Source organism: Brachybacterium sp., from assembly GCF_052095815.1.
Taxonomy (GTDB): Bacteria; Actinomycetota; Actinomycetes; order Actinomycetales; family Dermabacteraceae; genus Brachybacterium.
Window position 1 is genome coordinate 28,467 of the sequence record NZ_JBQDLF010000012.1, and the last position, 25,926, is coordinate 54,392.

General features: G+C 70.4%; 24 protein-coding genes. 15 read left to right on the forward strand and 9 right to left on the reverse strand.

The window, feature by feature from the left end; all coding sequences use genetic code 11:
* Window position 1: 1 nt before the first annotated feature.
* The 3 genes from ACTH43_RS07115 to ACTH43_RS07125 form a co-directional block, all read right to left on the reverse strand.
* Window positions 2-472 (reverse strand): DUF3592 domain-containing protein, encoded by a 471-nt coding sequence (locus ACTH43_RS07115; protein ID WP_441444226.1) that lies wholly within the window; start codon window positions 470-472, stop codon window positions 2-4.
* A 91-nt stretch (window positions 473-563) separates the two neighbouring features.
* Window positions 564-1,238, reverse strand: coding sequence for a histidine phosphatase family protein (locus ACTH43_RS07120; protein ID WP_441444227.1), 675 nt, complete (start codon window positions 1,236-1,238; stop codon window positions 564-566).
* A 147-nt stretch (window positions 1,239-1,385) separates the two neighbouring features.
* Window positions 1,386-1,988 carry a hypothetical protein gene (locus ACTH43_RS07125; protein WP_441444228.1) on the reverse strand — a complete coding sequence of 201 codons (603 nt, stop codon included), beginning with the start codon at window positions 1,986-1,988 and terminating at the stop codon, window positions 1,386-1,388.
* A gap of 56 nt (window positions 1,989-2,044) precedes the next feature.
* On the opposite strand from ACTH43_RS07125, the gene ACTH43_RS07130 reads away from it, so the two are divergent.
* Together ACTH43_RS07130 and dhaL are read left to right on the forward strand one after the other, a co-directional pair.
* Window positions 2,045-3,043 carry a dihydroxyacetone kinase subunit DhaK gene (locus ACTH43_RS07130; RefSeq protein ID WP_441444229.1) on the forward strand — a complete coding sequence of 333 codons (999 nt, stop codon included), beginning with the start codon at window positions 2,045-2,047 and terminating at the stop codon, window positions 3,041-3,043.
* An 11-nt stretch (window positions 3,044-3,054) separates the two neighbouring features.
* Window positions 3,055-3,747, forward strand: a complete 693-nt coding sequence (gene dhaL, locus ACTH43_RS07135) for a dihydroxyacetone kinase subunit DhaL (protein WP_441444230.1) — start codon at window positions 3,055-3,057, stop codon at window positions 3,745-3,747.
* Between the two features lie 272 nt (window positions 3,748-4,019).
* Here dhaL and ACTH43_RS07140 read toward each other — a convergent pair whose 3' ends face one another.
* Window positions 4,020-5,033, reverse strand: coding sequence for a Gfo/Idh/MocA family protein (locus tag ACTH43_RS07140; protein WP_441444231.1), 1,014 nt, complete (start codon window positions 5,031-5,033; stop codon window positions 4,020-4,022).
* 85 nt (window positions 5,034-5,118) lie between these two features.
* Window positions 5,119-6,168, reverse strand: a complete 1,050-nt coding sequence (locus ACTH43_RS07145) for a Gfo/Idh/MocA family protein (protein ID WP_441444232.1) — start codon at window positions 6,166-6,168, stop codon at window positions 5,119-5,121.
* Between the two features lie 305 nt (window positions 6,169-6,473).
* Between ACTH43_RS07145 and ACTH43_RS07150 the strand changes: the two genes are divergently transcribed.
* Window positions 6,474-7,301, forward strand: coding sequence for a sulfite exporter TauE/SafE family protein (locus ACTH43_RS07150; RefSeq protein WP_345076054.1), 828 nt, complete (start codon window positions 6,474-6,476; stop codon window positions 7,299-7,301).
* A gap of 22 nt (window positions 7,302-7,323) precedes the next feature.
* Here the strand turns inward: ACTH43_RS07150 and ACTH43_RS07155 are convergent, their stop codons facing one another.
* From ACTH43_RS07155 to ACTH43_RS07165, 3 genes are all read right to left on the reverse strand, one after another.
* The gene (locus ACTH43_RS07155; protein WP_441444233.1) at window positions 7,324-8,109 is read right to left on the reverse strand and encodes a hypothetical protein; all 786 of its coding nucleotides are present in this window, start codon (window positions 8,107-8,109) and stop codon (window positions 7,324-7,326) included.
* A 101-nt stretch (window positions 8,110-8,210) separates the two neighbouring features.
* A complete protein-coding gene (locus tag ACTH43_RS07160; protein ID WP_441444234.1) occupies window positions 8,211-9,197 on the reverse strand; it encodes a helix-turn-helix transcriptional regulator in 987 nt (328 codons plus the stop codon).
* Window positions 9,198-9,270: 73 nt separating this feature from the next.
* The gene (locus tag ACTH43_RS07165) at window positions 9,271-10,953 is read right to left on the reverse strand and encodes an ABC1 kinase family protein (RefSeq protein ID WP_441444235.1); all 1,683 of its coding nucleotides are present in this window, start codon (window positions 10,951-10,953) and stop codon (window positions 9,271-9,273) included.
* Between the two features lie 148 nt (window positions 10,954-11,101).
* Here ACTH43_RS07165 and ACTH43_RS07170 point away from each other — a divergent pair, with 148 nt between their 5' ends.
* Window positions 11,102-11,677, forward strand: coding sequence for a mycothiol transferase (locus tag ACTH43_RS07170; protein WP_441444236.1), 576 nt, complete (start codon window positions 11,102-11,104; stop codon window positions 11,675-11,677).
* A gap of 68 nt (window positions 11,678-11,745) precedes the next feature.
* Window positions 11,746-12,363, forward strand: a complete 618-nt coding sequence (locus ACTH43_RS07175) for a DinB family protein (RefSeq protein WP_441444237.1) — start codon at window positions 11,746-11,748, stop codon at window positions 12,361-12,363.
* Between the two features lie 160 nt (window positions 12,364-12,523).
* Here ACTH43_RS07175 and ACTH43_RS07180 read toward each other — a convergent pair whose 3' ends face one another.
* A complete protein-coding gene (locus tag ACTH43_RS07180) occupies window positions 12,524-13,726 on the reverse strand; it encodes an ROK family protein (protein WP_441444238.1) in 1,203 nt (400 codons plus the stop codon).
* Between the two features lie 308 nt (window positions 13,727-14,034).
* Between ACTH43_RS07180 and ACTH43_RS07185 the strand changes: the two genes are divergently transcribed.
* The 10 genes from ACTH43_RS07185 to ACTH43_RS07230 all read left to right on the forward strand — a co-directional run bounded on the left by ACTH43_RS07185 (window position 14,035) and on the right by ACTH43_RS07230 (window position 25,916).
* Window positions 14,035-15,726: an ABC transporter substrate-binding protein gene (locus ACTH43_RS07185; RefSeq protein ID WP_441444239.1), complete on the forward strand. Its 1,692-nt coding sequence runs from the start codon at window positions 14,035-14,037 to the stop codon at window positions 15,724-15,726.
* 82 nt (window positions 15,727-15,808) lie between these two features.
* On the forward strand, window positions 15,809-16,795 hold the full coding sequence (locus ACTH43_RS07190; RefSeq protein ID WP_441444240.1) for an ABC transporter permease: 987 nt from the start codon (window positions 15,809-15,811) through the stop codon (window positions 16,793-16,795).
* A 9-nt stretch (window positions 16,796-16,804) separates the two neighbouring features.
* Window positions 16,805-17,746 (forward strand): ABC transporter permease, encoded by a 942-nt coding sequence (locus ACTH43_RS07195; RefSeq protein ID WP_441444241.1) that lies wholly within the window; start codon window positions 16,805-16,807, stop codon window positions 17,744-17,746.
* Window positions 17,743-18,777 (forward strand): ABC transporter ATP-binding protein, encoded by a 1,035-nt coding sequence (locus ACTH43_RS07200; RefSeq protein ID WP_441444242.1) that lies wholly within the window; start codon window positions 17,743-17,745, stop codon window positions 18,775-18,777. The genes ACTH43_RS07195 and ACTH43_RS07200 overlap by 4 nt, the downstream gene beginning before the upstream one ends.
* Window positions 18,774-19,634 carry an ABC transporter ATP-binding protein gene (locus tag ACTH43_RS07205; protein WP_441444243.1) on the forward strand — a complete coding sequence of 287 codons (861 nt, stop codon included), beginning with the start codon at window positions 18,774-18,776 and terminating at the stop codon, window positions 19,632-19,634. Before ACTH43_RS07200 ends, ACTH43_RS07205 begins: the two co-directional genes overlap by 4 nt.
* On the forward strand, window positions 19,631-22,261 hold the full coding sequence (locus ACTH43_RS07210; protein ID WP_441444244.1) for a glycosyl hydrolase 2 galactose-binding domain-containing protein: 2,631 nt from the start codon (window positions 19,631-19,633) through the stop codon (window positions 22,259-22,261). Before ACTH43_RS07205 ends, ACTH43_RS07210 begins: the two co-directional genes overlap by 4 nt.
* A 20-nt stretch (window positions 22,262-22,281) precedes the next feature.
* The gene (locus ACTH43_RS07215; RefSeq protein WP_441444245.1) at window positions 22,282-23,124 is read left to right on the forward strand and encodes a LacI family DNA-binding transcriptional regulator; all 843 of its coding nucleotides are present in this window, start codon (window positions 22,282-22,284) and stop codon (window positions 23,122-23,124) included.
* 113 nt (window positions 23,125-23,237) lie between these two features.
* Entirely contained in the window at window positions 23,238-24,512 is a 1,275-nt protein-coding gene (locus ACTH43_RS07220; protein ID WP_441444246.1) for an MFS transporter, read from the forward strand.
* Window positions 24,513-24,632: 120 nt separating this feature from the next.
* Complete coding sequence (locus ACTH43_RS07225) at window positions 24,633-25,346, forward strand: hypothetical protein (RefSeq protein ID WP_441444247.1); 714 nt, start codon at window positions 24,633-24,635, stop codon at window positions 25,344-25,346.
* 33 nt (window positions 25,347-25,379) lie between these two features.
* Window positions 25,380-25,916: a hypothetical protein gene (locus ACTH43_RS07230; protein WP_441444248.1), complete on the forward strand. Its 537-nt coding sequence runs from the start codon at window positions 25,380-25,382 to the stop codon at window positions 25,914-25,916.
* Window positions 25,917-25,926 lie beyond the last annotated feature (10 nt).

Consider the following 25,926-nt stretch of genomic DNA (forward strand, 5'->3'; position numbering starts at 1 on the left):
CTCAGAACGGGAAGCCGTGGAATATCCCCCGGGTGAAGACGACGAACCCGCTGAGGAACACCAGCATCACCAGCGAGAAACCGATCCTCGTGACGGGCTGCCACCAGGACAGGCTCCGACCGTTCTTCGGCGCGATCATCCGCTCGGGCCGCTCGCGGTCGTAGAACACCACGACCTCCTGGCCGGTGCGATCCAGCATGCCGACGTCGCCACGCACCGGGTTCGTGCGGATCTGCTGGCCGCGATCGGTGGTGAACTCGATCGTCTCCACCATGGTCGAGCTCCGATTGTCGCGGTCACCGGAGACGTGGACCTGCGACGAGATGACCATGCCGCGGGCCTGCTGCCCCCGAGTGGTCAATCGGGCATTGCGCAGCAGATCCCGCACGGCGCTGAGCATCATCAGCAGGGCGATGATGCCGATCACCGCCGGGACGATCACGAACATGAGTCCGATGTGCTCGAGTCCCATGGGGTCCCCTCTCCGCCGGTGAGCAGGTGGTCAAACGCTCACCATAAGGTGCGGCCCGGGCAGTGTGTGCCGCCGCCGAATACCGGGTCGCTCAGACAGCCGCCTCGGCGTGCTGGTCTGCGGTGACGTCATGCTCGGTATCGCCCAGCAGGTGGGTGCCGCCGATCGGGGTGCTGACCCAGTCGTTGAGCACCCAGCCCTCGTCGGGATGGCCGGTGAGGGTGACCATGCCGGTGTTGTACAGCGGGCGGTCGTGGCGGGTGGAGGCGCCGAGCTGCCCGGCCAGTGAGGCGAACACCCGGATCGCCGCACCATGGCTGACCAGCGCGACGGTCGCATCCTCGGCGTAGAGCCCGGCGATGTGGCGCAGCGCGCGGGTGAAGCGGTCCAGGAAGGCGTGTCCCGTCTCCCCACCGGGGAGGGAGCCGTCGAGCTCGCCCCCGCTCCATCGCGCCTGGTTGTCCTGGTAGGCGTCGACGGCCTGCTCGTCGCGCCGCATCTCGAAGTCGCCCGCGACGATCTCCTCGAGCCCCTCGGTGAGCCGCGGGCTCATGTCCAGGGCGGCGGCGAGCGGCGCAGCGGTCTCATGGGTGCGCAGCAGGCGGGAGACGTGCAGACCCTGGATCGTCTCGTGCTGCAGGGCATCGGGCACAGCCTGCGCCTGTGCGCGGCCCAGGGCAGTCAGCCCGGGCCCGGGATAGCCCGCATCGAGGATCCCCTCGACATTGCTCGGAGTCTGGCCATGACGGATCAGGAGAAGTCGCATGCCTGGCACCGTACGCGATCACCCGACGGGTTCCATGGACGCCAGGTGAACAACCGGTGCGCAGGTCACAGCCGTGGGAGCGATCCCACACGGGTGGCGATCGTCGGCCCCGTCGGCCCCGTCGGCCCCGTCGGTTCCCTCAGGCTGTCAACGGCGCCGGATCAGGAACAGCGCGATCGTGAGCGCGACCACCCGCACCAGCAGCACCCCGACCGCCAGTCCGGCCGTGCCCAGGCCGAGGAGCGCCCATGCCGGCATGGACTGCTCTGGGGGCCCGCCCGGCTCACCGGGCTGGGGGACGGGCTGATCGGTGAGGTCCGCGGGATCGCCCAGCAGCTCGGTGAGCCGCTCCGGGTCATCGGGGCCGCCGTCCGCCGGTAGAGCGCACCAGGTGCTGCTGTACGAGCCGTCCTTCCCGGAAGCCCAGACCAGCAGGCTCGTGCCCGCCTCGATCCTGCCCAGTCCGCAGGAAGCGACCCACTCATGGGTGGTGAACTCGATGGTGCGGGACTCCTCGCCCTTCCACACCGTGTCGACCACCGCGAAGTAGGTGACCTCGCCCTCGACGTCCTCGATCTCGCTCTCGATCGTGATGTCCGCGATCAGATCGGCATTCGCCGCGGCTTCCTCGAAGGTCAGCTCCATGCAGTCGCAGGCATACGCCGAGGGTGCGCCCACCAGGACCAGCATCAGCAGGCCGGCGAGCATCACGAGCAGCCGCGAGCTGCGACGAGTTGCGGTGGTGTGCATCACGCCAGGATAGTGTCGAGCTGTCGCCGGCACCTGCTTTGTGGAAGGAGCGCACCATGCGCCGCAGCATCGTCAACGATCCCGAGGACCTGGTCCCCGAGGCCCTCGAAGGTCTCGTGCTCAGCCACCCCCTCATGCTCGCCCTCGACGCGGAGCACCGCTTCGTCACCCGCCGCCAGCCCGCCACCGACAAGGTGGGCCTGGTCTCCGGCGGCGGCTCCGGTCATGAGCCCCTGCACGCCGGCTTCGTGGGCACCGGGATGCTCGACGTCGCGGTCGCCGGCGCCATCTTCGCCAGCCCCACCGCCCTGCAGGTCCTCGAAGCCACCAAGGCGGCCGACGCAGGCCGCGGCGTGGTCCAGATCGTCAAGAACTACACCGGGGACGTGCTGAACTTCCGCATTGCGGGCGAGATCAGCGGCGACGACGCAGTAGAGACCGAGATGGTGCTGGTCGACGACGACCTCGCCACCGACACCGGTGACGAAGACGGCCCCGGCCGCCGCGGCACCGCCGCGACCGTGATCGTCGAGAAGCTGTGCGGCGCCGCCGCCGAAGCCGGGGCAGACCTCGCCGAGGTCGCCGCGATCGGTCGCCGCGCCGCCTCCCGCGCCCGCACCATGAGCCTCGCCCTCTCCGCCGGCACCCATCCCGGGGACGCCGAGCCGCAGTTCACCCTCGACGATGACGAGGTCGAACTCGGCGTGGGCATCCACGGCGAACGCGGCCGTGGCCGGGTCCCCTTCCGTGACGCCGACGGACTGGTCGAGCTGCTGGTCCAGCCGCTGCGCGAGGAGCTGGACCTCCACCGCGGCGAGGAGGTGCTCGCGATCGTCAACGGCCTCGGCGGCACCTACCCGCTCGAGCTGCAGCTCGCAGCCCGCTCGCTGCACCACCAGCTGGCCGATGCGGGGGTGTCGATCGAACGTTCCCTGGTCGGCTCCTACGTGACCAGCCTGGGCATGCACGGCATCTCGATCACTCTGATGCCGTTGGACGACGAGCAGAGCCGACTGTGGGATGCTCCCGTGCGCACCCCCGCCCTGACCTGGTAAGGAACTACCCCATGAACGATCAGACCCCCCACAGGACCCTCCCCGACAGCTTCGGGCGCGCCTTCGTCCTCACCCTGCGCGAGGCCCTCGTGGGCTCCGCGGACGAGCTCGGCGACCTCGACCGCCGCGCCGGCGACGGCGACTTCGGCACCAACGTCCGCACCGCCATGAAGCACCTCGACCGGAACCTCGAGGCCGACGAACCCAGCAGCTACCGCGAATGGTTGACCGCCCTGTACATGGCATGGCTCGGCGTGGGCGGCACCAGCGGGCCCCTCTTCGGCATGTTCTTCCGCGACCTCGCCAAGGCGGGAGAGGAGGCGGACGCCGCCGTGCCCACCATCGCCCAGTTCGCCCACGCGCTCGCCGCCGGCCAGGCCACCGTGCAGCGCTACGGCGAGGCGAAGGTGGGCGACAAGACGATGATCGACTCGCTCGACCCGGCCGTCACCGCCCTGCGCACGGCCCTTGAGGCCGATGCGGAGACGACCGCCGTCGAGGCCTTGTTCGCGGCGGAGGATGCCGCGGTCGCCGGGGCCACCGCCACGGCGCAGACCATCGCGCGTCGAGGCCGTGCCAGCTACGTCGGCGACGCCGCCCAGGGCGTCATCGACCCCGGCGCCGCAGCCATGGCCCTGGTGATCAGCTCCGCCCGCGCCGGGGCCGACGGCTCCGGCGTCGCCAACATCGGCTGGATCGCCTGACTGGCAGCTGAGCCGCGGCCCGCGACGAGTGCCCGGCGGCCGGTGCCGCTCAGCGCGCTCCCCGCGCCGCTCCGCGCGCGCCACCGCTCCGCGCGTCGCCGATTCTGCGCTCAGGACCGATGGCGGGCATGATCATCGGTCCTGAGCGCAGAATCGGTGAGTCGTCTGCGCGGCTCAGCGGGTGGCAGCTGACGGGAGCGGGGCTCGCAGCTGCGGTGGCTGGGCGGTGGTGGCCGGGCGGCATCAGGGGCGGAGGGGCCGGAGAGGCGGCGTCAGAGGCGAATGACGTCAGCCATCTTCCCGGTGCGGGAGGACTCGTAGGCCGCGAGGATCACGCCGAGCACGCTGACGCCCTCGACCTCGGTGTTGAGCGGACGCTCCCCGGTGAGCAGGCAGTCCACGAAGTGCGCGATCTCTGCGGAGAAGGTCTCCACCTCCTCGTGCTCGAAGACCTGCTCCTCCTCGCCGCGCACCTGCACCCGCAGGGTCGAGCCGTCTGAGCTGAGCGAGCCCTTCTCGCCCACCACCGAGAAGCGGTCCGTGCCCGGCGCCGCCTGGTACGCCCAGGAGGTCACCATCTGGCCCACCGCGCCGTTCTCGAAGCGGACCAGCACCTGCGCCGAGTCCTCACCCTCCATGAACTTCAGACGGTGCGTCGAGAGCATCGCGAAGGCGCTGGTCGGCACCGCGCCGGCCAGGTGCAGCATCAGGTAGGTGGGGTGGTAGCCGGTGTCGATCAGCTCGCCGCCGCCGGAGGTTGCGGCGTTCGCACGCCAGCCCATCGAGTCGGGGTCGAAGTCGTTGAAGAACGAGTCGGTGGTGCGCACCTCGTACACCTGGCCCAGGGTGCCGGCGTCGAGGATCTCCTTGGCCTTCGCGACCGCGGGCATGAACAGCTGGTTGTGGGCGCACATGAGCGTCACGCCCGCCTTCTGCACCGCGTCGCTGACCTGCTTCGCCTCCTCCGGAGTGAGGCACAGCGGCTTCTCGCACAGGATGTGCTTGCCCGCTGCGGCGGCCGCGAGGATCGCCGGGGTGTGCAGGTGGTGGGGGAGGCAGATGTCGATCGCGTCGACGTTCTCGTCCTTCACCAGCTCCAGGAAGTCGGTGTAGCCCTTCGCACCGGTCTCGGCCTCGCGGCGGGCGAGCGCCTCGGGGTCGACGTCGGCGATGGCGGTGACCTGCGCGCGGTCGGAGACGGTCGCGTAGGCGTTCAGGTGGGCGGTGGCGATGCCGCCGCCGCCCAGGATGCCGATGCGGATGGGGGAGGGGACGGTCGTGGTCATGGGAGCTCCTGAGAAGTCGTGGGGGTCGTGGGGGTCGTGCTGGACGTGCTCGTCCTGTCGGTCTTCGGGGTCGTGATGGGGCGCCTCAGGCGGCCGCGGCGTTCGCGGCGACCACGAGGGCGGTGAGAGCCTGGGCCCGGCCGAGGTTCTCGGCCGTGTCCTGGCCCGAGCGGATCGCCCGGGCCCACTGCGCGAAGGGGTTCTCGGCATCGCCGGGGACGTCGATCGGGACGGGGCCCTGGCCGGTGTCGACGCTGGTGCCGCCGCCCTTCCCGAGCCCGTGCTGGAACGAGCCCTCGGTGCCCTGCACCTCGATCGAGAAGGGGCTCGTGGGAGTGACGAATCCGGTCTCGATCACTCCGATCGCGCCGTCGGGGCCGGTCACGGTGACCACGGCGTTGTCCTCCACGCCGCGGCCGGTCATGTCGGTGAAGGTCGCCGAGCTCACCTGCACCTCGCTGCCCAGGATCATCTGGGTGAGGTAGACGGGATGCGCGGCGAGGTCGCTGAACGCCCCGCCGATCGCGGTGGCCGGATCGTAGAAGCGCGCCGGCAGCCAGTCGCCGGTGGACCCGTCATGAGCCAGCCGCACCCGCGAGTAGGTCAGGCGCCCGAGCCGCCCCTCCTCGAGCACTCGGCGCAGCGCGAGCGCGTAGCCGTGGGCCAGGCGGGGCAGGGAGACGGTCAGCCGCAGACCCGCCTCACGGGCCGCGGCGATCAGCTCCTCGCCCTCGGCGACGGTGGGGGCCAGCAGCTTCTCGGTGAACACGTGCTTGCCCGCCGCGAGCGCCCGGCCGATGACGTCGCGGTGCGCACTGGTGGCGGTGGTGACGGTGACGCCGTCGAGATCCTCCCGGGCCAGCAGCGCCTCGAGGTCCGGGGTGAACTCGACCCCGAGCGTCTCGGCCAGGGCCCGGCCGCGCTCGGCGTCCTCGTCCCAGACGGCGATCAGCTCGGTATCGGGATGCTGCTGCGCCTCCCGGGCGTACTCCTCGGCATGGACGTGCCAGGCCGAGAGGGCGGCGATCCGCAGAGGGCGGAAAGGCGGGGCCGCGGACGGCAGGGGAGCAGACGGGCGGGAAGCAGACGGAGGCGGGGCGGAAGAACGGGGAGCGGAGGGACGGGGTGCAGACATGGTCCTCACAGATTCGTCGGTGGAGATGCGGCATGCCCGCAGATCGCACCCTCGCGCGGGAGGGTCAGAGCGGGATCCCTGCACTGTTCGTGACGTAGGTTACTCACCTCCCCACGGCGAGACGGATGGAGCGGCCCGGACGGGGCCGACGCGGCCAGCCAGCTGGGGCCGACGCGGCACCCCTGGCAGGGCCCGACGCAGAATCCGGACAGGGCTGATGCGGCACCCCCGGACGGGGCCGACGCAGCAGCAGCGACACGGACCGCCTCTCCTCCCGGGGCAGCACGCTGATAAGTTCACTCACCGTGCCTGACCTCGCTGCCCTGATCCCCACCATGAGTCCTGCTGCCTGGGCGCTGGTGGCACTCGGCGCCCTGATCGTCGGCTTCTCCAAGACCGCACTGCCCGGTGCCGGCACCCTCGCGGTGGGCCTGTTCGCCTTCGCCATGCCCGCCAAGGAATCCACCGCTGCGCTGCTCCTCCTGCTGATCGTCGGCGATATGACCGCGCTGTGGGTGTACCGGCGCGAACCGGACTGGCGCACCCTGATCAGGCTGCTGCCCAGCGCCATGGTCGGAGTGGTGATCGGTGCGTTCTACTTCGCCCGGGTCGACGGGGACGGGGTGCGCCTGACCATCGGCATCATCCTGCTGGTGCTGATGATCGTCACCGTGAGCCGTCGCGTGCTCGCTCAGCGCCGCGAGGCCGCCGGTACCGCCGCGGGCAAGGAGCTGCCGCCCACCCGCGCCGCCGCGGCCGGGTCACAGCCCGGTACCGCCGCGGCCGTGCAGGGCATCGGCTACGGCCTGCTCGGCGGCTTCACCACCATGGTCGCCAACGCCGCTGGGCCCGTGATGTCCCTGTACTTCTACGCGATGCGGATGCCGGTGCTGACCTTCCTCGGCACCTCTGCCTGGTACTTCGCGATCGTGAACCTCTTCAAGGTGCCGTTCTCCGCGGGGCTGGGCCTGATCAGCCGGGACACCCTCGTGATGGACGCGATGCTGATCCCCGTGGTGCTGATCGGCGCCTACGCCGGCGCGAAGGTGGCCCGTCGGATCCCCCAGAAGGTGTTCGAGAACCTGATCCTGGTGCTCACCGTCGTCGCCGCGCTGGGCCTGCTGCTGGTCTGACGGTGGCCCGCCGCCGAAAGGCTCAGCCGGCCTGGAAGCCCTGTGCCTCGACGTCCTCGGGCGTGCCGGCGTAGATGATCTCCCGGACCTCGACCGTGGTCGGCTCGGCGCCGCCCACTCCGAGGTCGGCCGTCCACACCTTGCCACTGGGGTCGAAGTAGTAGCTCGCGGTCGAGATGTCCAGCAGCAGGGCGGCGTTCTCGCCGCAGTACAGCCAGCTCTGTCGCCCGGCATGATGATCGATGCCGTCGCGGGCGACGGGGGTGCAGGTGGTGCCGTCTGCCAGGATCACCATCAGCGGCAGCGGCGCCTCGGGGGACGGTGCCGTGAACCCGTCGATCGCGGGGGAGTGGATGCGCACGGCCGTCTTCTCCAGCGGGTCACGCACGCAGAGCGCCTCGTCGCCCTGCACCTGCTTGCAGGCGATCAGCAGATCCTCCTCCGCGCCGCAGCCGAAATAGTTCTTGCCCAGCACCCAGCGGGAGATCTGCGGTGCCCGGCCGGCGCACGCATCACCCTCGAGCTCCTCGATCTGCCAGCTCTGATCAGGCCAGACCCCGGTGATCGTGGTGGCCGTGAGCGGCGCCCCCTCCCCGCTGCCATCGACGTGCGCCCCGGGCTCGCCCTCGGAGGGGACCGGGGCATCGGCATCGACCGAGGGCACCTGGTGACCCGGGAGGTCGCTGCCGGCGCTCGGGGGCTCGGGAGGTTCGGGCTCCGGCGGGGGAGCGGCGCCGCTGCACGCCGCCAGCACCAGGGCGAGCAGGAGCGCGCTGAGCAGGGCGAGTGGTCGGCGGTGAGCAGCCATGGAGAGTGAGTGTCCGTTCCAGCAGGGGGACGACGGCCCATTCCGCCCGCCCCGGAGCTCTGCCGCTCAGCATAGGCCGACGGTCCCCCGGAGGGAACGGCTCATCGCCCCGGATCCGACACGCCCCGCCCCTCCTCTGGCGCCTTCCGGACCGTGCCCGTCCAGTCGCGCAGGGAGGCGATCACCTCGAGCAGCTCGGGCGGGTCGATCACCTCGATCGGGGCGCCGATCCACGCCAGGTACATCGCCACCCAGTGCAGCTCATCGGCGCCCGCGCGGAGGATGCAGGCATCCGGCCCGTCGGCCGTGACCGTTCCGGACCTCGCCGGGACGTGCGGAGCGACCTGCTCGTACGGGGCCAGGATCCGCACCGTCGTCGACCTCGGATACCCGCCCACGGTGATCGACTCCCGCACCACCGCCTCGATATCCGGGGTCGCTCGCGGGGTGATGGCGAAGGTCGAGGTGTGCACCGCGTGCATGCGGTCCAGCCGGAAGGTGCGCCAGTCCTCGCGGTCCAGGTCCCAGGCGAAGAGGTACCACCGCCCTTCCATGGACAGCACCCGGTGCGGTTCGAGCCGGCGCTCGGCGCGCTCGCCGTCGGCCCGCTCGTAGTCCACCCGCACCCGCACCCCGTCCCGCACCGCGGTGGCCAGGGTCATCAGCACCTCGGAGCGGATACCGGCGGCTGGCCGGGTGATCACCCCCATCGCCTCGCTGATCGCGCCCACCTCCGCCCGCACCGGCGCCGGGAGGATCCGGTCCAGGGCGGCGAGGGCCCGGAGTGCTTCCTCGTCCAGGCCGTCCACCCCGGAGGACGCCGCCAGTCGCAGTCCCACCGCCACCGCGACCGCTTCGCTCGAGCTCAGCAGCAGGGGCGGCAGCGCTCGGCCCGCGCCGAGCTGGTAGCCGCCGCCGTGCCCGGCCGAGGTGAGCACCGGATAGCCCAGCTCCCGCAGCCGATCCACATCGCGCCGCACCGTCCGCGTGGTCACGGCCATCTCCGCGGCGAGCTCCGGCCCGGTCCACACCGTGCGCGACTGCAGCAGGGCGAGCAGCCGCAGCGCTCGAGTCGTCACGTTGCTCATGGGGACAGTCTGCCCGGCTTCGCGGACAGGACCTGTCCGCAGGTGTGCGAAAAGTGGCCGCCGCCTGACCCGCTCAGCGCCGGGTGAAGGTGCGGTGCACGAAGCGGCCAGCCCGTCGCGCGGGGCCGCCGCTCGCGGCGAGGTACGTGCCCAGCAGTGCGGCTGCTCCGCCGACGCCGAGCAGCGCGGGGCCGCGCAGCTGCGAGGGTCGTCCAGGGGCGGCGGAGATGAAGCTGCCGATGCCCACCAGCAGGGCGCTGAGGGTCATTCCCACGATCAGCCTGTCGGCGGTGCCCTCCAGGCGGGAGATGGCCCGGTCGAGGTCCTCGGCATGGATGCCGATGTCGATGCCGTGGGCCTCGTAGTCGTCCAGCAGCCGTGCCGCGCGGCCCGGCAGCTCGTGCCCGACGCGGAGCGCCTGCATCCCGGCGGAGCTGGCCCGTCGCAGGAGCGCCTCCGGGCTGAGCAGCTCGACGAGCGCCACCGGCATCACGCTCTGGAGCACCGTTCCCAGGTGGAAGTCGGGGTCCAGCACCACGGCGGTGGACTCGGTGAGCACCAGCATCCGCAGCATGGAGGACACCTCGGCGGGCAGCTGCAATCGGTGGTGGCGCAACAGCGCATAGATCTGTTCGACGACCCGTGAGACCGACACCTCGGCCAGCGGATGCCCGGAGATCGACTCGACCAGGGCCCCCACGTCCCGGGTGAGGCGCCGACGGTCGATCCCTCGGCGCGGGGGCGCCAGCCTCAGCAGCGAGGCGACTATGGCCTCCTCATCATGACGAGACATCGCCAGCAGCAGCCACAGCAGATCCTCACGGGCCGCGGGGTTGAGCCGGCCGACCATCCCGAAGTCGATGAGCCAGATCGTGGAGTCCGCGGCGACGAAGAGGTTGCCCGGGTGCGGGTCAGCGTGGAAGAACCCGTCGACGAGCACCATCCGGATCAGGGCGTCGGTGGCGGTGTGCGCGAGCGCCCGACGGTCCACTCCGGCGGCCTCCAGTCCCGCGGAATCGGTGATGTTCCGACCGGTCACGAGTTCCTCGGTGAGCACCTCGGAGGTCGTCAGCTCCTCGACCACGAGTGGGATCCGTACGGCGGGGTTGTCGGCCAGGTTCTGGCGGAACTGCTCGGCGTTCGCGGACTCGGTGCGGTAATCGAGCTCCCCGAGCATCATCCGGTCGAAGGCCTCGACCAGGGCCTCGATGTCCACATCGCGCGCCAGTTCCCATTCGCGGGCGGCCAGGGAGGCCAGCTGCTTCATGACGTCCAGATCTGCCCTGACCTCGGCGGTGACCCCGGGCTTGCGCACCTTGACGATCACCTCGGTGCCGTCATGCAGGCGGGCCCGGTGGGCCTGGCCGATGGAGGCGGTGGCCAGGGGTGTCTCCTCGAAGCTCGGGTACAGCTCATGCGGGTCGGCGCCCAGCTCGCGACGGATCGAGGCAGCGATGGCCTCGTAGGGAACCGGGGTGGCGGAGTCCTGGAGCTTGGTCAGCTCGGCGATGTAGTCCGCTGGCAGCAGATCGCTGCGGGTCGACAGCATCTGGCCGAGCTTGACGAAGGTGGGGCCGAGCTCTTCCAGAGCGGTGCGCAGGCGCTCCGGCCCCATGGGCAGACGCTCCTCCGCGTGATGGTGGCGCAGCGCCTGCGGAAGGTGATCGCGCAGACCGATCTGGGCAGCGAGGGCAGAGAGGCCGTTGCGCGCCAGCACCTCGACGATCTGTCGGTAGCGTGCTGTGACGGAGGCCATGACCAGCATCCTAGTGGGTGCTATCGAGGCAGCCGGGTGACTTCGCGGACAGCACTTGTCCGCACGGGGGCGAAGAGTGGGTCTCGAACCACCGGAGGGTCGCAGAACACCGTGTCCCGGCCCCAAGCAGACGAGAGATGAGAGCACGATGCCTTTCCTCACCGCAGAGACCACCGACGAGCGCGACAGCCTCGCCACCTTCGCCCAGCAGCAGATCGACCAGATCGCCACGGCCCTCCACAGGCTCGACCGGGAACAGCTCGCCCAGATCCCCAGCGCCTCCGAGATGAGCTTGGGCGCCCTGGCACGGCACGTGCTGCTGATCTCCGAGCGTGCGGCAGAGTCCTTCCACGCCGCGCCGGACGCGCCCCCGGCGCCCGCCAGCACCCTGGATCAGCTCATGGCCGAGGGCACCATCTCCTCCGAGGCGCTGCGCGAGAAGGACACCGCCGACTCGCTGATCGAGCAGCTCCAACAGGCCGGTGCGGGGCTCGCCGCCGCGATCCGTGAGGTCGATCTGGAGACCAGGGGTCCCGTCCCCGACCAACCCTGGTTCGAGGGGCGCACGACGTGGAGCCTGCGGTGGTACGCCCTGCACCTGATCGAGGAGAACGCCCGCCACGCCGGCCATGCGGACATCCTGCGGGAGAGCATCGACGGCAAGACCGCCTACGAGCTCAACGCGCTCGCCGCAGGGGAGGGCTGGCCGCCCGCCGGCTGGTGACCCCTCCCGCTCCCTCGCGTCGCCCGCCGGCGCCGCCTCCCTGCTCCAACCCTCACAGGAGAACCCTCATGACCAGCCCCGACATCACTCAGACCGACCAGCCCCGCGGCATCGGCGGCGACCTGCCCACCGTCCTGCTCGACCAGATCGAGCTCCACGCCCGCGAGCACCTGCGTCCTCGCCTCGAGGGCCTCTCGGACGAGGAGTACTTCTACGACCCCTCCGGCGCCGGCCGGGCCTGGACCGTGCACCCGCGCGCAGCCGACGGAGAGCTCCCGCCCACCTCGATGCAGGGCGGCTCCGGGGCGATGGTCATCGACTTCGAGTTCCCAGAGCCTGACCCCGCGCCGTTGACCACGATCGCCTGGCGGCTGGGGCACATCATCGTCGCCCTGCTCGCGATGCGCAGCCACGACCACCACGGTGGCCCGTCCGCGGACTACATGAGCTGGGACTATGCCGCGACAGCGACGGAGGCTCTGGCCCAGTTCGACGCGGAGTACGAGCGCTGGATCGCCGGCGTGCGGGCCTGGGACGCGGAGGACCTCCAGGTCGCCGTGGGCGAGGCGGAGGGGCCGTGGGCCGAATACTCCCGCGCCACCCTCGTCGCCCACATCAGCCGAGAGCTCATCCACCACCTCGCCGAGATCGCCCTGCTGCGCGACCTGTGGGCGCATCGGGGGTGACCCCGCAGGAGCGCAGGCGCCACCCCGCAGTAGCGCAGGCGCCACCCCGCAGTAGCGCAGGCGCCACCCCGCAGGAGCGCCGGCGCCACCCCACAGGAGCGCAGGCGTCGAGCTCTCTTTCGCCGAGCGGGCAGGAGCGGTGCGGGCAGGAGCGGTGCGCTCAGGCGCCCGGCCCGGCGTGGGAGAGCTCGCGGGCCGGGCCGCTGCGGGAGGCCCGTCCCGGGGTCATGAACGTCTGCAGTGCGAGCACCGCTGCGCCGACAGCGCAGGGATGGGGCTGGACCTGGGAGACCGCCACGGTCATCTCCCCGCCGAGGTTGCGGGCCCGGGCAGTGAGCAGCTCGTCCATCACCTCTTCGACCAGCACCGGGGCGACCTGCACCCCTGGTCCGGAGAGCACCACCGCGCGGATCCCCAGGGCGCTGGTCGCGGACCAGACCGCCTGGGCGAGCGCGGAGATCGCTGCCACGAACACCTCACGCGCTCGAGGCTCCCCGCGAGCGGCGGCCAGGGCGATCAGCACCACGTCGCTGCTCAGGGAGGCCGGAGTCAGCCGCAGCTCGAGGTCCTGCGCCAGGCTGCCGGTGCGCACGGCGCACTCGATGATCGCGCGGGCCGAGGCGTACTGATGGAGGCAGCCGCGGCCGCCGCACTCGCAGGGCGCCCCGTCGGGATCGATGCCCACATGATCGAGGGTGGCGGAGCTGCCCGAGCCGGGCTGCAGCGGCCGGCCATCCAGCAGGATCGACAGCCCCAGCCCCGCATCCATGTGCACCGTCGCGCACAGCCCGCTCTCGGGCTGCTCTCCGCTCCAGAAGCTGCCGAGCGCGGCGCAGGTCGGTGCGTTCGCACTGATCGAAGGGATGTCCAGGCCCTCCGAGATCGTGCGCACCAGGGCCGGACCACGCCCGTCGAGCCCATAGGGGATCGCGAAACCGATCCCGGTGGCGGAGTGCGCCTCGGCCTCGGGCCGGATCATGGACAGCGCCCGGCGCAGCGCAGTGCCCACCTCCTCCGCATCGGAGGCGGAGCCCAGCGGAACCGCGATCCGGGCGCGCAGCCCACCGGCGAGATCCACCCCCGCCAGGGAGAGGCGGTCGGCATCGATGGTGCAGCCGATCGCCCATCGCGCCTGGTCGTTCAGCCGCAGCAGGGAAGCGCGCTTGCCGCCGTTGGACCGAGCGAAACCGCTCTCCACCAGCAGCTCCGCCGCGAGCAGACGCTTGACGGCATAGGTGACGGTCGCCGGGGTCACCCCGAGCTCCCGTGAGATCTCCACCCGGCTGGTCTCCGAGCGGCGGCGCACCAGCTCGAGGATCGCGGCGTCGGTGGTGGAGGCTCTGCGCTCTCCGATCACGCTCATCACCGCCTCCTGTCTTCCGGTCCTGGGATGGTCTCGAGCTGCTCCCGAGCTCGTCCTGTGCTGCTCTCGAGCTGTTCTCGAGATGGTCTCGAGATGGTCTTGCGTCAATCTCGCGTCAGTCTCGCACCCGGGCGGCGACGGCGGGTCGCACCGCATCGTGATCATTCCGTTGCCTGCTCCGGATGCCCCCGCCACTTGACGGATCGTGACCGAGGTCTCCACAATACCGATACTTCATTAACGTAATGAAGAAATCTCCTCGGAGCGATCGACCCGGCACGCACTGATGCGTGACAAGGAGAGCAACGATGCACCTCAGTCGTCGAGACCTGTACAAGCTCACCGCGCTCGGCGCGGCCCCCGTCGCACTCGCGGCGTGCAGCACGAGCTCCAACCTCGAGAACGGCGGAGGCGGTGGGGCGGAGGAGCGACCGATCATCACCACCACCGCCAACACCGGCCTGGCCGAGAACTTCAACCCGCATTCACCCTCGGTGATCTCCCTGATCCAGGGCCTGATCTACGAGACGCTGTTCTACTTCAACCCCCTCGAGCCCATCGATCAGGAGCCCGTCCCGCTGCTGGGCGAGAGCTACGCCTGGAACGAGGACGGCACCGTCCTGACCGTGACCACCCGCGCCGGCGCGGTCTGGGCCGACGACACCCCCTTCACCGCGAAGGATGTCGCCTTCACCTTCACCAAGATCCTCGACACTGAAGCGCTCAACGCCGCGGGCACCGCCCCGTCGGCCGAGGCGATCGACGACACCACTGTCGAGATCACATACGCCGAGCCGTCCTTCACCGAGGGTCCCAACGCCCTGGCCCGCACCTGGATCATCCCCGAGCACCTCTTCGCGGACGTCGATGATCTGGCGACCTACGCGAACCCGGAACCGGTGGGCACCGGCCCCTTCGCTCTGGATGACTTCACCCCCGAGTCCTACCTGCTGCTGGCCAACGACAAGCACTGGGACGAGGGCAAGCCCGCCATCGGCGGGATCCGCGCGATCGCCATCTCGGGCAACCAGTCCGCGACCGACATGTGGCTGGCCGGCGAGATCGACTACATGTCCTCCGCGATCCCGAACCTCGAAGAGCACGTGGCCGCCAACCCCGACCTCTCGTTCACCAACACCGGCATCTCCCAGATGGCGCTCATGGCCGCCTCCAACCCGGAGCTGGGCTGCGAGGGACCTCAGACCGACGTCGCCGTGCGCAAGGCCCTCTACTACGGAATGGACCGCGAACAGCTCTCCAAGCTGGCCTTCTTCGACCTCGGCGCGGACATCTCGCCCTCCTTCGGCCTGCCTGAGCGCGACGCCGACTTCATCGATCCCTCGATCGAGAACGCTCCCTGGAACGCCCAGCCCGACGAGGCTAAGAAGATCCTCGAGGACGCCGGCTACGCGCTCGGCTCCGACGGGGTGTACGCCAAGGGCGACGTTCGGGTCTCGATGACGGTCTCCTGCCCCACCGGCTGGTCCGACTTCGTCACCGCGCTGGACACGCTCGCCGCGCAGTACAAGGAGATCGGCATCGAGCTGATCCCCCAGCAGGTCTCGGTCAACGAGTGGAACGACGCCAAGGCGCGCGGCACCTATCAGCTGGTCATCGACTCCGTCGGCCAGGGTCCCGCCCCGGACCCGTACTACCCGTACCGCAACCACTTCTCCACCGACAACACGGTCCCCGTCGGCGAGAACGGCAACCCGTACCACAACGTCACCCGCTTCTCGGATCCCGAGGTCGACGCCGCACTCGATGCCGCTGCGGCGACCGACGATCCCGAGGTCAAGAAGGGGCACTACTTCCTGATCCAGCAGCGGCTGGCCGAAGTGATGCCGGCGATCCCGGTGATGATCGGCTCGAGCCTGACGGAGTACAACTCCGCGAAGGTCACCGGCTGGCCCACCCAGGAGAACCTCTTCGCCTACCCGATGGCCTGGGCGGCGCCGGACAACTCCATGGTCCTCAAGACCATCACCCCCGCCAGCTGACCCACCGGCCCGCGCCGCCCACCCCGCCCGGACACCGGCGGTCCAGGCGGCGCGGCCCGGGCGACGAAAGGATCTCGAGGCAGTGCACCTCCTGCGCAAGATCGGGTTCTACCTGGTGGCTCTCTGGGCCGCAGTGACCCTCAACTTCTTCATCCCCCGCGCCCTGCCGGGGAGCCCGGTGGACGCCGTCCTCGCGAAGCTCGCGCTGCGCGGACCGGTATCCCCTGAGACCCGCAGAGCGATCGAGGTGATGCTCGGAGCGGATACGGACCGATCGCTGTTCGAGGAGTACTTCGCCTACCTCGGCGGTCTGCTCTCCGGAGATCTCGGGGTCTCGGTGACCTACTTCCCGACCCCCGTCTCCCAGGTGGTGGGCCAGTCCCTGCCGTGGACCCTGGTGCTGGTGGGCCTGGCGACCACCTTCACCTTCATCCTGGGGATGGCGCTGGGCACCCTGGCGGGATGGAAGCGCGGGACCTGGCTCGACTCACTGATCCCCGCCACCACGATCCTGCAGGCCGTGCCCTACTTCTGGCTCGCGCTGCTGTTCATCTACGTGCTGTCGGTGAACCTGGGGATGTTCCCGATCTCCGGCGGCTACGACTACACCCTGGTGCGCCCGGCCTTCGACTACCCCTTCATCTCCAACGCCCTCTACTACGGGTTCCTGCCGGCGCTGACGATCGTGCTGTCCTCGCTGGGCGGCTGGCTGCTGGGGATGCGCAACATGATGGTCTCCACCCTCAGCGAGGACTACATCCTCACCGCCGAGGCGAAGGGACTCTCTCCGCGCCGCGTGATGCTCATGTACGCCGCCCGCAACGCGATGCTCCCCAGCGTCTCCGGCTTCGCGATCTCGCTGGGCTTCGTGGTCTCCGGCTCGATCGTGGTCGAGACCGTCTTCTCCTATCCAGGGGTCGGCTTCACCATGCTGCAGGCCGTGCAGAACAACGACTACGCGCTCATGCAGGGAATGTTCCTGATCATCACGGTGGCCGTGCTCGCGGCGAACCTCGTGGTGGACCTGCTGTACGGCGTCATCGACCCCCGCACCCGAGCGCGAGGCTGAGGAGCTCCCATGATCGACACCCCCGCTTCCCGTGGCGCCCGCTTCCGCGCCTCCCTGCGCCGCAACGCCACCCCCTCACTCGTGATCGGGGCAGGACTGGTCGTCGCGATCACCCTGTTCGGGCTGATCGCCCCGCTCGTCGTCGCCGATCCGCTGGCCATCTCCAGCGTGGGCATGTCTCCGCCGTCGGCCGAGCACCTGCTGGGCACCACCCAGACCGGGCAGGACGTGCTGGCACAGCTCGCCTGGGCCACCCGCGGCTCCCTGCTGGTGGGCATCATCGTCGCGGTCCTGGCGCTGTTCCTCTCCGCCTTCTTCGGGATCCTCGGCGGCTATCTCGGCGGCTGGATCGACGAGGGGTTCTCCCTGTTCACCAATGTCGTGCTGATCCTGCCGGGCCTGCCGCTGATGATCGTGATCGGCTCCTACGTCCAGCAGCGAGGCCTGCTGCTGATCGCCGTGATCCTCGCGATCACCTCCTGGGCCGCCGCGGCCCGAGTGCTGCGCTCGCAGACCCTCTCGATCCGCACCCGTGACTATGTGCAGGCCGCGAAGATCGCCGGGGAGAAGCCCCTCCGCATCATCGCCGTGGAGATCCTGCCGAACCTGCTGCCGGTGATGTCCAGCGGCTTCGTGTTCGCCCTGATCACCGCGATCCTCGGCGAAGCGGGCCTGAGCTTCATCGGTCTCGGCGTGGTGGGCACCCAGACCTGGGGCTCGATGCTGTTCTACGCCCAGAACGGCCAGGCCCTCACCCTGGGCGGCTGGTGGTGGTTCGTCCCGCCGGGTCTGATGATCGCGCTGCTGGGCTGCGGGCTGTCCCTGATCAACTTCTCCATCGACGGCATCATCAACCCGCGCCTGCGCACCGCCCCCAAGGCCGCGCGCAGCGTCCGCAAGGCCGAGAACGCCGACGACTCCGAGGCCACGACGAAGGAGGTCCTCGTATGAGCACCCCGATGACCGGGCCCGTCCCCCCGGACCACCCCGCCCACGAACCGGATCCGAATGTCGAGACCGCCTCCGCGATCGCGCGCGGCGAGATCGGCGACCCCGTCCTGGACAGCTCGCTCGAGGAGGGGCGCACCGGCGGCGACGTCTCCCCGGTGCTCGAGGAGCCCGTGCTGAGCGTGCGCGACCTCAACATCGTCTACGAGGTCGGCGAGGGGGTCCATGCTGTCAAGGACGCCTCATTCATCCTGCGCCGCGGAGAGATCCTGGGCCTGGCGGGGGAGTCCGGCTGCGGCAAGACCACCCTCGCCTACGGACTGAACCAGCTCCATCGCCCGCCCGCCCGCATCACCAGCGGCTCGGTCACCTTCCATGACCGCGTGAACGGCTCCGACGTGGACGTGCTGGCCTTGAAGGGGCCCGCGCTGCGCGCCTTCCGCTGGTCGAAGGTCGCGATGGTGTTCCAGGGGGCGATGAACTCCCTGAACCCCGTGCTCAGCATCCGCACCCAGCTCGCCGATGTGCTCACCACGCACCGGCCCCAGATGGAACGGGCCGAGCGCCGCCACCGCAGCGAGGAGCTGCTGGAGCTGGTGGGGGTGGACCGCGGCCGCATCGACGCCTACCCCCACGAGCTCTCCGGCGGCATGCGCCAGCGCGTGATGATCGCGATGGCGCTCGCGCTGGACCCGCAGCTGATGATCATGGACGAGCCCACCACCGCACTGGATGTGGTGGTCCAGCGCGAGATCCTCCAGGAGGTGCTGCGGCTGCGCAAGGAGCTCGGCTTCGCGGTCGTGTTCATCACCCACGACCTGCCGATGCTGCTGGAGATCTCCGACCGGATCGCGGTGATGAAGGCGGGACGGATCGTCGAGATCGACACCGCCGAGAACCTCTACTTCGAGCCCAGGGATCCCTACACCCGGCGCCTGCTGGGCTCCTTCCCCTCCCTGACCGGCGAGGCCGGGGACTTCGTGCGCGCCGGCTTCGGCGGAGAGCAGCACGCCGACCAGGAGGCCACCGCATGACCACGCTGACCGTCACCGACCTGCACAAGTCCTACCGGCTGCGCAGCGGGGCCCGCTTCACCACCCTCCAGGCCGTCAAGGGGGTGGACCTCGAGCTGCAGCCCGGCCGCACCGTGGCGCTGGTGGGCCAGTCCGGCTCCGGCAAGTCCACCATCGCGAAGATCCTCGTCCAGCTCGAGAAGCCCACCTCGGGCACCATCACCCTGGACGGGCAGCCGATCGGCACCCGCGGCAAGGGCCTGGCCCACTACCGCGACCACGTGCAGATGGTGTTCCAGGATCCCTTCGCCTCGCTGAACCCCTTCCACACCATCGGCCACCACATCGAGCGACCCCTGCTGCTGCACGGCAAGGCCACCCGCGCGAACGTGCGGCAGAAGGTGTGCGAGCTGCTCGAGCGGGTCAACCTCAGCCCCGCCGAGAGCTTCATCGACCGCAGCCCCCACGAGCTCTCCGGCGGGCAGCGCCAGCGGGTGGCGATCGCCCGCGCGCTCGCCCCGGAGCCGACGGTGCTGATCGCCGACGAGCCGGTCTCGATGCTCGACGTGTCCATCCGCCTCGGAGTGCTGAACCTGCTGGCGCGGCTGCAGCGCGAGGAGAACCTCGCGATGCTCTACATCACCCATGACCTGGCCACCGCCCGGCACTTCTCCGACGAGATCCTGGTGATGTACCGCGGCGAGGTCGTCGAGCGCGGCCCGGCCGACGATGTCATCCTGAACCCTCAAGCGGAGTTCACCCGGCAGCTGCTGCTCGCCGCCCCTGAACCGGGGAACAACCCGCGCTTCCTCGCCGAGGCCCAGCGCCGCGGCGTCCCCATGCCCGACCATCTGGCCCTCGCGAAGGAGACCCCGTGACCAGCACTGCTGCCCCCGGTGGGACCAGCTTGGGGGAGACCCGCCTGGGCGAGACCAGCCCGGGGGAGACCCGCACCGGTGAGACCCGCCTGGGGGAGACCCGCACCGCCCGTCGTCGGCCTCTCCACGAGGGCTGGAACCTCACGATCACCGACGGACCGGCGCCATTCACCGTGCAGCAGGTCCCGGCGACCGTGCCCGGCACCCTGATCACCGACCTCCACGCCGCCGGGCTGATCGAGGATCCGTACCTGGACCGCCACGAGCACGACCTGCAGTGGACCGGCGAATGCGATGTCACCTACGCGACCCGCTTCGACTGGGCACCCACCGGCGCCGAGCGGGTGGACCTGGTCGCCGCCTCCCTCGACACCGCCGCCACGGTCGTCCTGAACGGCACGCGCATCGCCGAGGCGCAGAACCAGCACCGCTCCTGGCGCTTCGACGTCACCGACGCGCTGATCGAGGGCGAGAACCAGCTCGAGATCCGGTTCGCCTCCCCGCTGCGCACCGCCCGCGAGAACGAGCGGGTGCTCGGGAAGATGCCGGTGACCGGCAACGACCTGCCCTACAACGCGATCCGCAAGATGGCCTGCAACTTCGGCTGGGACTGGGGACCGGTGCTGGTCACCAGCGGGATCGCCGGCCCGATCGGCCTCGAGGAATGGTCCGGGGCGCGCCTGGCCGAGGTGCGCCCGCAGATCACCGTCGAGCCTGGTGCTGGCGCGCGCGGGCTCGTCGACCTCACGGTCCTGATCGAGCGTGCGGATCTGCTGGACGAGTCCGCGGTGACCGTCTCGGCGAGACTGCTGGACCCTGCCGGGAAGCAGATCGATGAGCTCTCTCGCTCCGATGCGCAGGATGAGCTCGACCTGCGGCTGTCGGCCGCGGACCCGCAGCTGTGGTGGCCGCGCGGTTACGGCGACCAGCCCCTGTACACCGTGGCGATCGAGCTGCGGGACGCCGAGCACCGGGTGCGCGATGCGCGCGAGCACCGGATCGGCTTCCGTACCGCCGGCGTCCTCGAGGAGCCCGACGAGATCGGCACCTCCTTCACGATCGTGGTCAACGACCGCCCGATCCTCGCCAAGGGTGCGAACTGGATCCCCGACGACTGCTTCCCGGTGCGCCTGACCGCGCAGGACTACCGCGCGAGCGTCACCGACGCGCTCGAGGCAGGGATGAACACCCTGCGGATCTGGGGCGGCGGGCTCTACGAATCGGAGCTGCTCTACGAGCTGTGTGACGAACTGGGGATCATGGTGTGGCAGGACTTCACCACCGCCTGCGCCGCCTACTCCGAGCTCGAGCCGCTGCGCAGCGAGTTCGAGGCCGAAGCCCGCGAGCACATCGTGCGCCTGGCGTGGCATCCGGCGCTGGTCCACTGGAACGGCAGCAACGAGAACGTCGAGGGCTACTACCACTGGGGCTGGCAGGAGCACATCCCCGAGGGCGCCGGCTGGGGGCTCGGCTACTACACCGAGCTGTTCCCCTCGCTGCTGGCTGAGCTCGACCCCACACGCAGCTACACCCCCACCAGCCCCTATTCGCGGCCACTGCCCGAAGATCCCCGCAACCCCGACCACGGCACCGTGCACAACTGGGTGGCCTGGGCCTCCGAGGAGGACAACGACTACACCCGCTACCGGGACACCATCCCGCGGTTCTCCGCCGAGTTCGGCTACCAGGGCCCGGCGAACTACGCGACGATCGCCCGCGCGATCACAGAGCGGCCCCTGGACGAGGATTCCGAGACGATGCTCTCCCACCAGAAGGCCGTGGGCGGACAGGACAAGCTGCGCCGCGGCATGGCCCCGCACCTGCCACCGGTCGAGGGCTTCGACGACTTCCACTTCGCGACCCAGCTCAACCAGGCCCGCGCGCTGATCAGCGGGATCGGCCACTACCGCTCCCACTGGCCGGTATGCGCCGGCACCATCGTGTGGCAGCTGAACGACTGCTGGCCGGTGACCTCCTGGGCCGCGGTGGATGGCGACCGACGCCGCAAGCTGCTCTGGTACGCGCTGCGCGAGGTGTACGAGCCGGTGCTGCTGAGCATCCAGCCCCGTGAGGCCAGCCCCGCGATCAGCCTCGGCAACGACACCGACGAGCCCCTGAGCGGAACCTTGCACCTGCGCCGACAGCGCCACGACGGCACTGTCCTCGCCGAGGCCACGCTCGACGCGCAGGTTCCCGCTCGCTCAGCGGCCACGCTGCCCGTGCCTGCAGAGCTCGCGACCGCCACGGACGCTGCCGACGAGGTGCTGCTGGTCGAGCTGGCGGGGACCGACGGGGACGGCGAAGTCGTGCGCACGGTGCACCCCTTCGCAGAGGACCGGGACTCCGCCCTGGTCGGTGACGCGGTCACCGCCACTGCACAGCCGGTCTCGGACGGGGTCGAGATCCTCGTGGAGGCCGCTTCGACCGTGCGCGACCTGTGCGTGCTGGCGGACAAGGTCGACCCCGCCGCCACGGTGGACCGCCAGCTGGTGACCCTGCTGGCCGGGGAGAGTACCCGCTTCCATGTGCGCACCTCCGCCACGGTGGACCCGAGGGCCTTCCTGGCCGATGATGTGCTTCTGAGCGCCAACGACCTGGTGGCACGGGCCCGTGCCCGCGACACCTGAGGAAGCGGGGAAGGGTATCCATGGCCACCATCGGGATCACGATCCCCGAGACCGTCTGGTCCGCACGCTCGGAACGGTTCTACACCCAGGTCCTGCATGGCCTCGAGGACACCGCGGTCTCCCAGGGCCACACCGTGCTCAGTCACGTCGCCGGCAGCCCCGGGGAGGAGATCGAGACGGTACGGCGCTGGGCCGAGCGCGACATGGTCGACCTGCTGATCCTCAAGGACCTCCTGGACGATGATGACCGCCTCCAGCAGGCTCATACGCTCGACCTTCCCTTCGTGGTGATCGGCGATCAGCGCCAGGGCGAGTTCTCCGCCGTGACCGTCGACAACGCCAGCACCATGCAACGTGTCCTGGAGGACCTGCACGGGCGGGGCCACCGGGCCATCGGCCACGTCGGCGGCCCCTCCCACCTGCTGCACAGCCGCTGGCGGTGCGAGGCATATCGGGAGTTCGTGCACGCCCGCGGCCTGCCCACGCTCTTCGCCGAAGGCGACTACGGGGCCGACAGCGGCACCGCCGCGACCCAGGCCCTGCTGGCTGACCCGCAGCGCCCCACCGTGATCGTCTACGACAACGACGCGATGGCGATCGCCGGCGCCCACTGGGCGGCCGCGGCCGGGCTGCGGGTGCCCGAGGACCTCTCGATCGTGGCCTGGGACGACTCGCCAGCCTGTCAGACCCATGAGCCGCCGCTGGCGGTGCTCGAGCACCATCCCCACCAGCTCGGCGTGGACCTCGCCCGCACTGCGCAGACCCTGCTCGCGGCTCCGGGCACCCCGGTGCGCGTGGCTCATGAGGTGCCGCGGCTGATCCCCCGGGGCACCCTGAGCACGCTGGACACCCTGGCGCCCTGAGCGCCCGCCCGTCGGTCGCCTGAGGCGAGCGCCGCACCCCGGCGAGGAGCGTGCCTCCGGCCCGGTGCGGACAGGAAAACGGGGCGAAAGCGCCTGGTCATAGACTCGCCGGCGTGACCACCCCCGAGGCGGCCGACCCCGCGACCATCCCTCCCCGCCGCCGCACGGCCGGCGCCCGCATCACCCTCACCCTCGCCGCCCTGGGGATGCTGGGCCCGTTCACGATCAACACCGTCTTCCCCGCGTTCACACAGATCGGGGAGGAGTTCGGTGCCTCCGACGTGGTGCTGCAGCAGCTGATCAGCGTCTACCTCGCCTCCTTCGCAGTGATGAGCGTGTTCCACGGCCCGCTCTCGGACGCGCTGGGCCGCAAGAAGGTGATGCTCGTGGGGCTTGCGATCTACATCCTGGCGATGTTCGGCGCGGTCTTCGCCTCGGGGATGGGCATGCTGATCGCGCTGCGGGTGCTGCAGGGCATGAGCGCCGGCGCCGCCACCATCGTCTCGCGAGTGGTGATCCGGGATCTCTTCGCGGGCGCCGAGGCGCAGCGGCTGATGGCGCAGGTGATGATGATCTTCGCGCTCTCCCCGGTGATCGCCCCGATGCTCGGCGGCTGGCTGCTGCTGCTGGGCGACTGGCGCTGGGTGTTCGTGGGCGTCGGCCTGTACGGGGTGGCCGTGATGGTGGCGACCGCGCTGATGCCCGAATCCCTGCCGAAGGCGGCCCGGATCCCGCTGCGGGTGGGCTCCGTGGTCGGAGCCCTGTGGGAGGTGGGACGCTCCCCGACGATGGTGCGGATTGCGCTCGCGACCGCTTTCGGGTTCGCGGCGCACTTCGTGTTCGTCGCCGCCGCCCCGATCATCGTGGTGCGGCTGCTGGGGCTCGGCGAGCAGGACTTCTGGGTGCTCTTCGGCCCGCTGATCATCGGCATGATGGCCGGGTCCTACCTGGTGGGGCGGGCGGCCGACGCGATGGAGCGCACCCGGCTGATCACGCTCGGCTACCTCGGCACGGTGGTGACCAGCGTGCTGAACCTGGTGCTGGTGATGGTTTTCCCGGATCCTTCCGGGCAGCTCGATGTGAGCCTGCTGCCGGTGCTGGTGGGCCCGATGCTGATGTCCTTCACCGCCTCGCTGTTCTTCGCCCCCATCCAGCTGGAGATCCTGGATCTGTTCCCGCATCAGCGCGGGGCCGCAGCATCGCTGGGCACCTTCTTCACCCTGGTCATGAACGCCCTGCTCTCCGGGGTGATCGCCCCGCTGATCACCGGCAGCCTCACCGTGGTGGCAGTGGTCGCGCTCGGCTACGTGGTGGTCGGGTCGCTCCTGTGGGCCTGGCATCTCGCGGAGAGTCGACGCCGACCCATGCGCGCTGCAGCTCCGCTCTGAGGCGCCGCACTGGGCCGCCGCGCTGAGTCGCCCCGCTGACGCCTCGCTCTGAGGCTCCCTCTGAGAGCCCGTTTCGCGCATTCCTTCTCCATTGCGGCGCTGAAGGGGGACGATGGGGTCATGTCCTTCGACCTGGATCCTCTCGAGCTCGTCGCCGCCGCGCTGATGGCCGTGCTGCTGTCCGTCCCGATCGCGTTCCCGCTGGCCGCCGGGATCATCGCCGGTCCGCGTCGGGCCTGGAGCGGGGCGGGGCTCGCGATGGGGGTCAGCCTGCTGCTGGGCGTGCTGCTCGCCATCGCGGCGTTCTTCATCGGGCCGGGGCCGTTGCAGACGCTCAGCGGCATCGGGCTGACGCTGGGGCTGCTGTGCGCGATCGCCGCTGCGGTGCTGGTCATCGTGCATGAGGATGGCAACACCCTCGCCATCGTCCTCGGGATCGTCGCCTGCGTGCTGATCGGCCTCGGCGAGCCCGGCGAGACCGTGGTCGCGATGCTCGGCATCAGCTCCTCGACCCTGGTGGTGCTCTCCTCGGTGGTGATCGGAGCGGTCGCCCTGGTGGCGATCGTCGGCTTCCTGGTCGCCGTCGCGGGCAGGGTGCGGGCGCTGCAGATCGGGGTGGCGGCGGCCGCGATCATCGGCGCGCTGATCAGCGTGTTCGGGATGTTTGGGATGCTGCTGTATGAGCTTGCGGGGGTCGATCTGCCGCAGCTGCCGCTGCTGGCCACCCTGATCACCGTGCTGGTCGCGCTCGTGATCGGCAGCGTGGTCGGTGGCGTGCTCGAGATGACGAAGGCTCGTCGGCCGAGAGTGGCGGTTCCCGAAGAGATCGCCTGACCGCCAGCAGCTCGCCTGACCCGAGTAGTGCAGATGCCCATCACCGGAACCCTCGATACCGCAGGCCCCGACCTCGTGCTCACCCGCACCGTCGCCGCCCCCGCAGCCCGGATCTGGGAGCACCTGAACCGCTCCGAGCTGCTCGGCACCTGGTTCGGGACCTTCACCGGTGACCCTGCGAGCGGCTCCGTCATGGTCGCCATGACCGCCGATCCGGGGGAGGCGTCCGCCTCCGAGTACACGATCCACGCCTGCGAACCGGGCCGACTGCTGACGGTCAGCTCCTCCATGGAGGAGGGCACCTGGCGGCTGTCCCTTGAGCTCGCCGACGCGGACACTGGGGTTGGCCCGGGCGCCGACGACGCCGACGGGGCTGGCAGCGGCATGACCCGACTCGCGCTGCGTCACCACGACGTCCCGCTCGAGATGCTCCAGTACGTGGGGCCCGGCTGGGAGTGGTACCTCGACCGACTCCTCGGCGCGGTCACCGGGGGAACGATCCCTGGCATGGACGTCTGGGACAGCGAGTACATGAGCCTCGGTGAGGCCTACGCCGCGCTCGGCGACTGACGAGCGTCCG

Bases quoted from the DNA above. Each gene is read 5' to 3' on its own strand.
- ACTH43_RS07205 (WP_441444243.1), top strand. From the start codon at position 18,774: ATGACCACGCTGACCGTCACCGACCTGCACAAGTCCTACCGGCTGCGC.
- ACTH43_RS07145 (WP_441444232.1), bottom strand. From the start codon at position 6,168: ATGTCTGCACCCCGTCCCTCCGCTCCCCGTTCTTCCGCCCCGCCTCCG.
- ACTH43_RS07215 (WP_441444245.1), top strand. From the start codon at position 22,282: ATGGCCACCATCGGGATCACGATCCCCGAGACCGTCTGGTCCGCACGC.
- dhaL (WP_441444230.1), top strand. From the start codon at position 3,055: ATGAACGATCAGACCCCCCACAGGACCCTCCCCGACAGCTTCGGGCGC.
- ACTH43_RS07160 (WP_441444234.1), bottom strand. From the start codon at position 9,197: ATGAGCAACGTGACGACTCGAGCGCTGCGGCTGCTCGCCCTGCTGCAG.
- ACTH43_RS07230 (WP_441444248.1), top strand. From the start codon at position 25,380: ATGCCCATCACCGGAACCCTCGATACCGCAGGCCCCGACCTCGTGCTC.
- ACTH43_RS07195 (WP_441444241.1), top strand. From the start codon at position 16,805: ATGATCGACACCCCCGCTTCCCGTGGCGCCCGCTTCCGCGCCTCCCTG.
- ACTH43_RS07165 (WP_441444235.1), bottom strand. From the start codon at position 10,953: ATGGCCTCCGTCACAGCACGCTACCGACAGATCGTCGAGGTGCTGGCG.
- ACTH43_RS07180 (WP_441444238.1), bottom strand. From the start codon at position 13,726: ATGAGCGTGATCGGAGAGCGCAGAGCCTCCACCACCGACGCCGCGATC.
- ACTH43_RS07120 (WP_441444227.1), bottom strand. From the start codon at position 1,238: ATGCGACTTCTCCTGATCCGTCATGGCCAGACTCCGAGCAATGTCGAG.
- ACTH43_RS07175 (WP_441444237.1), top strand. From the start codon at position 11,746: ATGACCAGCCCCGACATCACTCAGACCGACCAGCCCCGCGGCATCGGC.
- ACTH43_RS07155 (WP_441444233.1), bottom strand. From the start codon at position 8,109: ATGGCTGCTCACCGCCGACCACTCGCCCTGCTCAGCGCGCTCCTGCTC.
- ACTH43_RS07125 (WP_441444228.1), bottom strand. From the start codon at position 1,988: ATGCACACCACCGCAACTCGTCGCAGCTCGCGGCTGCTCGTGATGCTC.
- ACTH43_RS07140 (WP_441444231.1), bottom strand. From the start codon at position 5,033: ATGACCACGACCGTCCCCTCCCCCATCCGCATCGGCATCCTGGGCGGC.
- ACTH43_RS07200 (WP_441444242.1), top strand. From the start codon at position 17,743: ATGAGCACCCCGATGACCGGGCCCGTCCCCCCGGACCACCCCGCCCAC.
- ACTH43_RS07170 (WP_441444236.1), top strand. From the start codon at position 11,102: ATGCCTTTCCTCACCGCAGAGACCACCGACGAGCGCGACAGCCTCGCC.
- ACTH43_RS07130 (WP_441444229.1), top strand. From the start codon at position 2,045: ATGCGCCGCAGCATCGTCAACGATCCCGAGGACCTGGTCCCCGAGGCC.
- ACTH43_RS07225 (WP_441444247.1), top strand. From the start codon at position 24,633: ATGTCCTTCGACCTGGATCCTCTCGAGCTCGTCGCCGCCGCGCTGATG.
- ACTH43_RS07115 (WP_441444226.1), bottom strand. From the start codon at position 472: ATGGGACTCGAGCACATCGGACTCATGTTCGTGATCGTCCCGGCGGTG.
- ACTH43_RS07185 (WP_441444239.1), top strand. From the start codon at position 14,035: ATGCACCTCAGTCGTCGAGACCTGTACAAGCTCACCGCGCTCGGCGCG.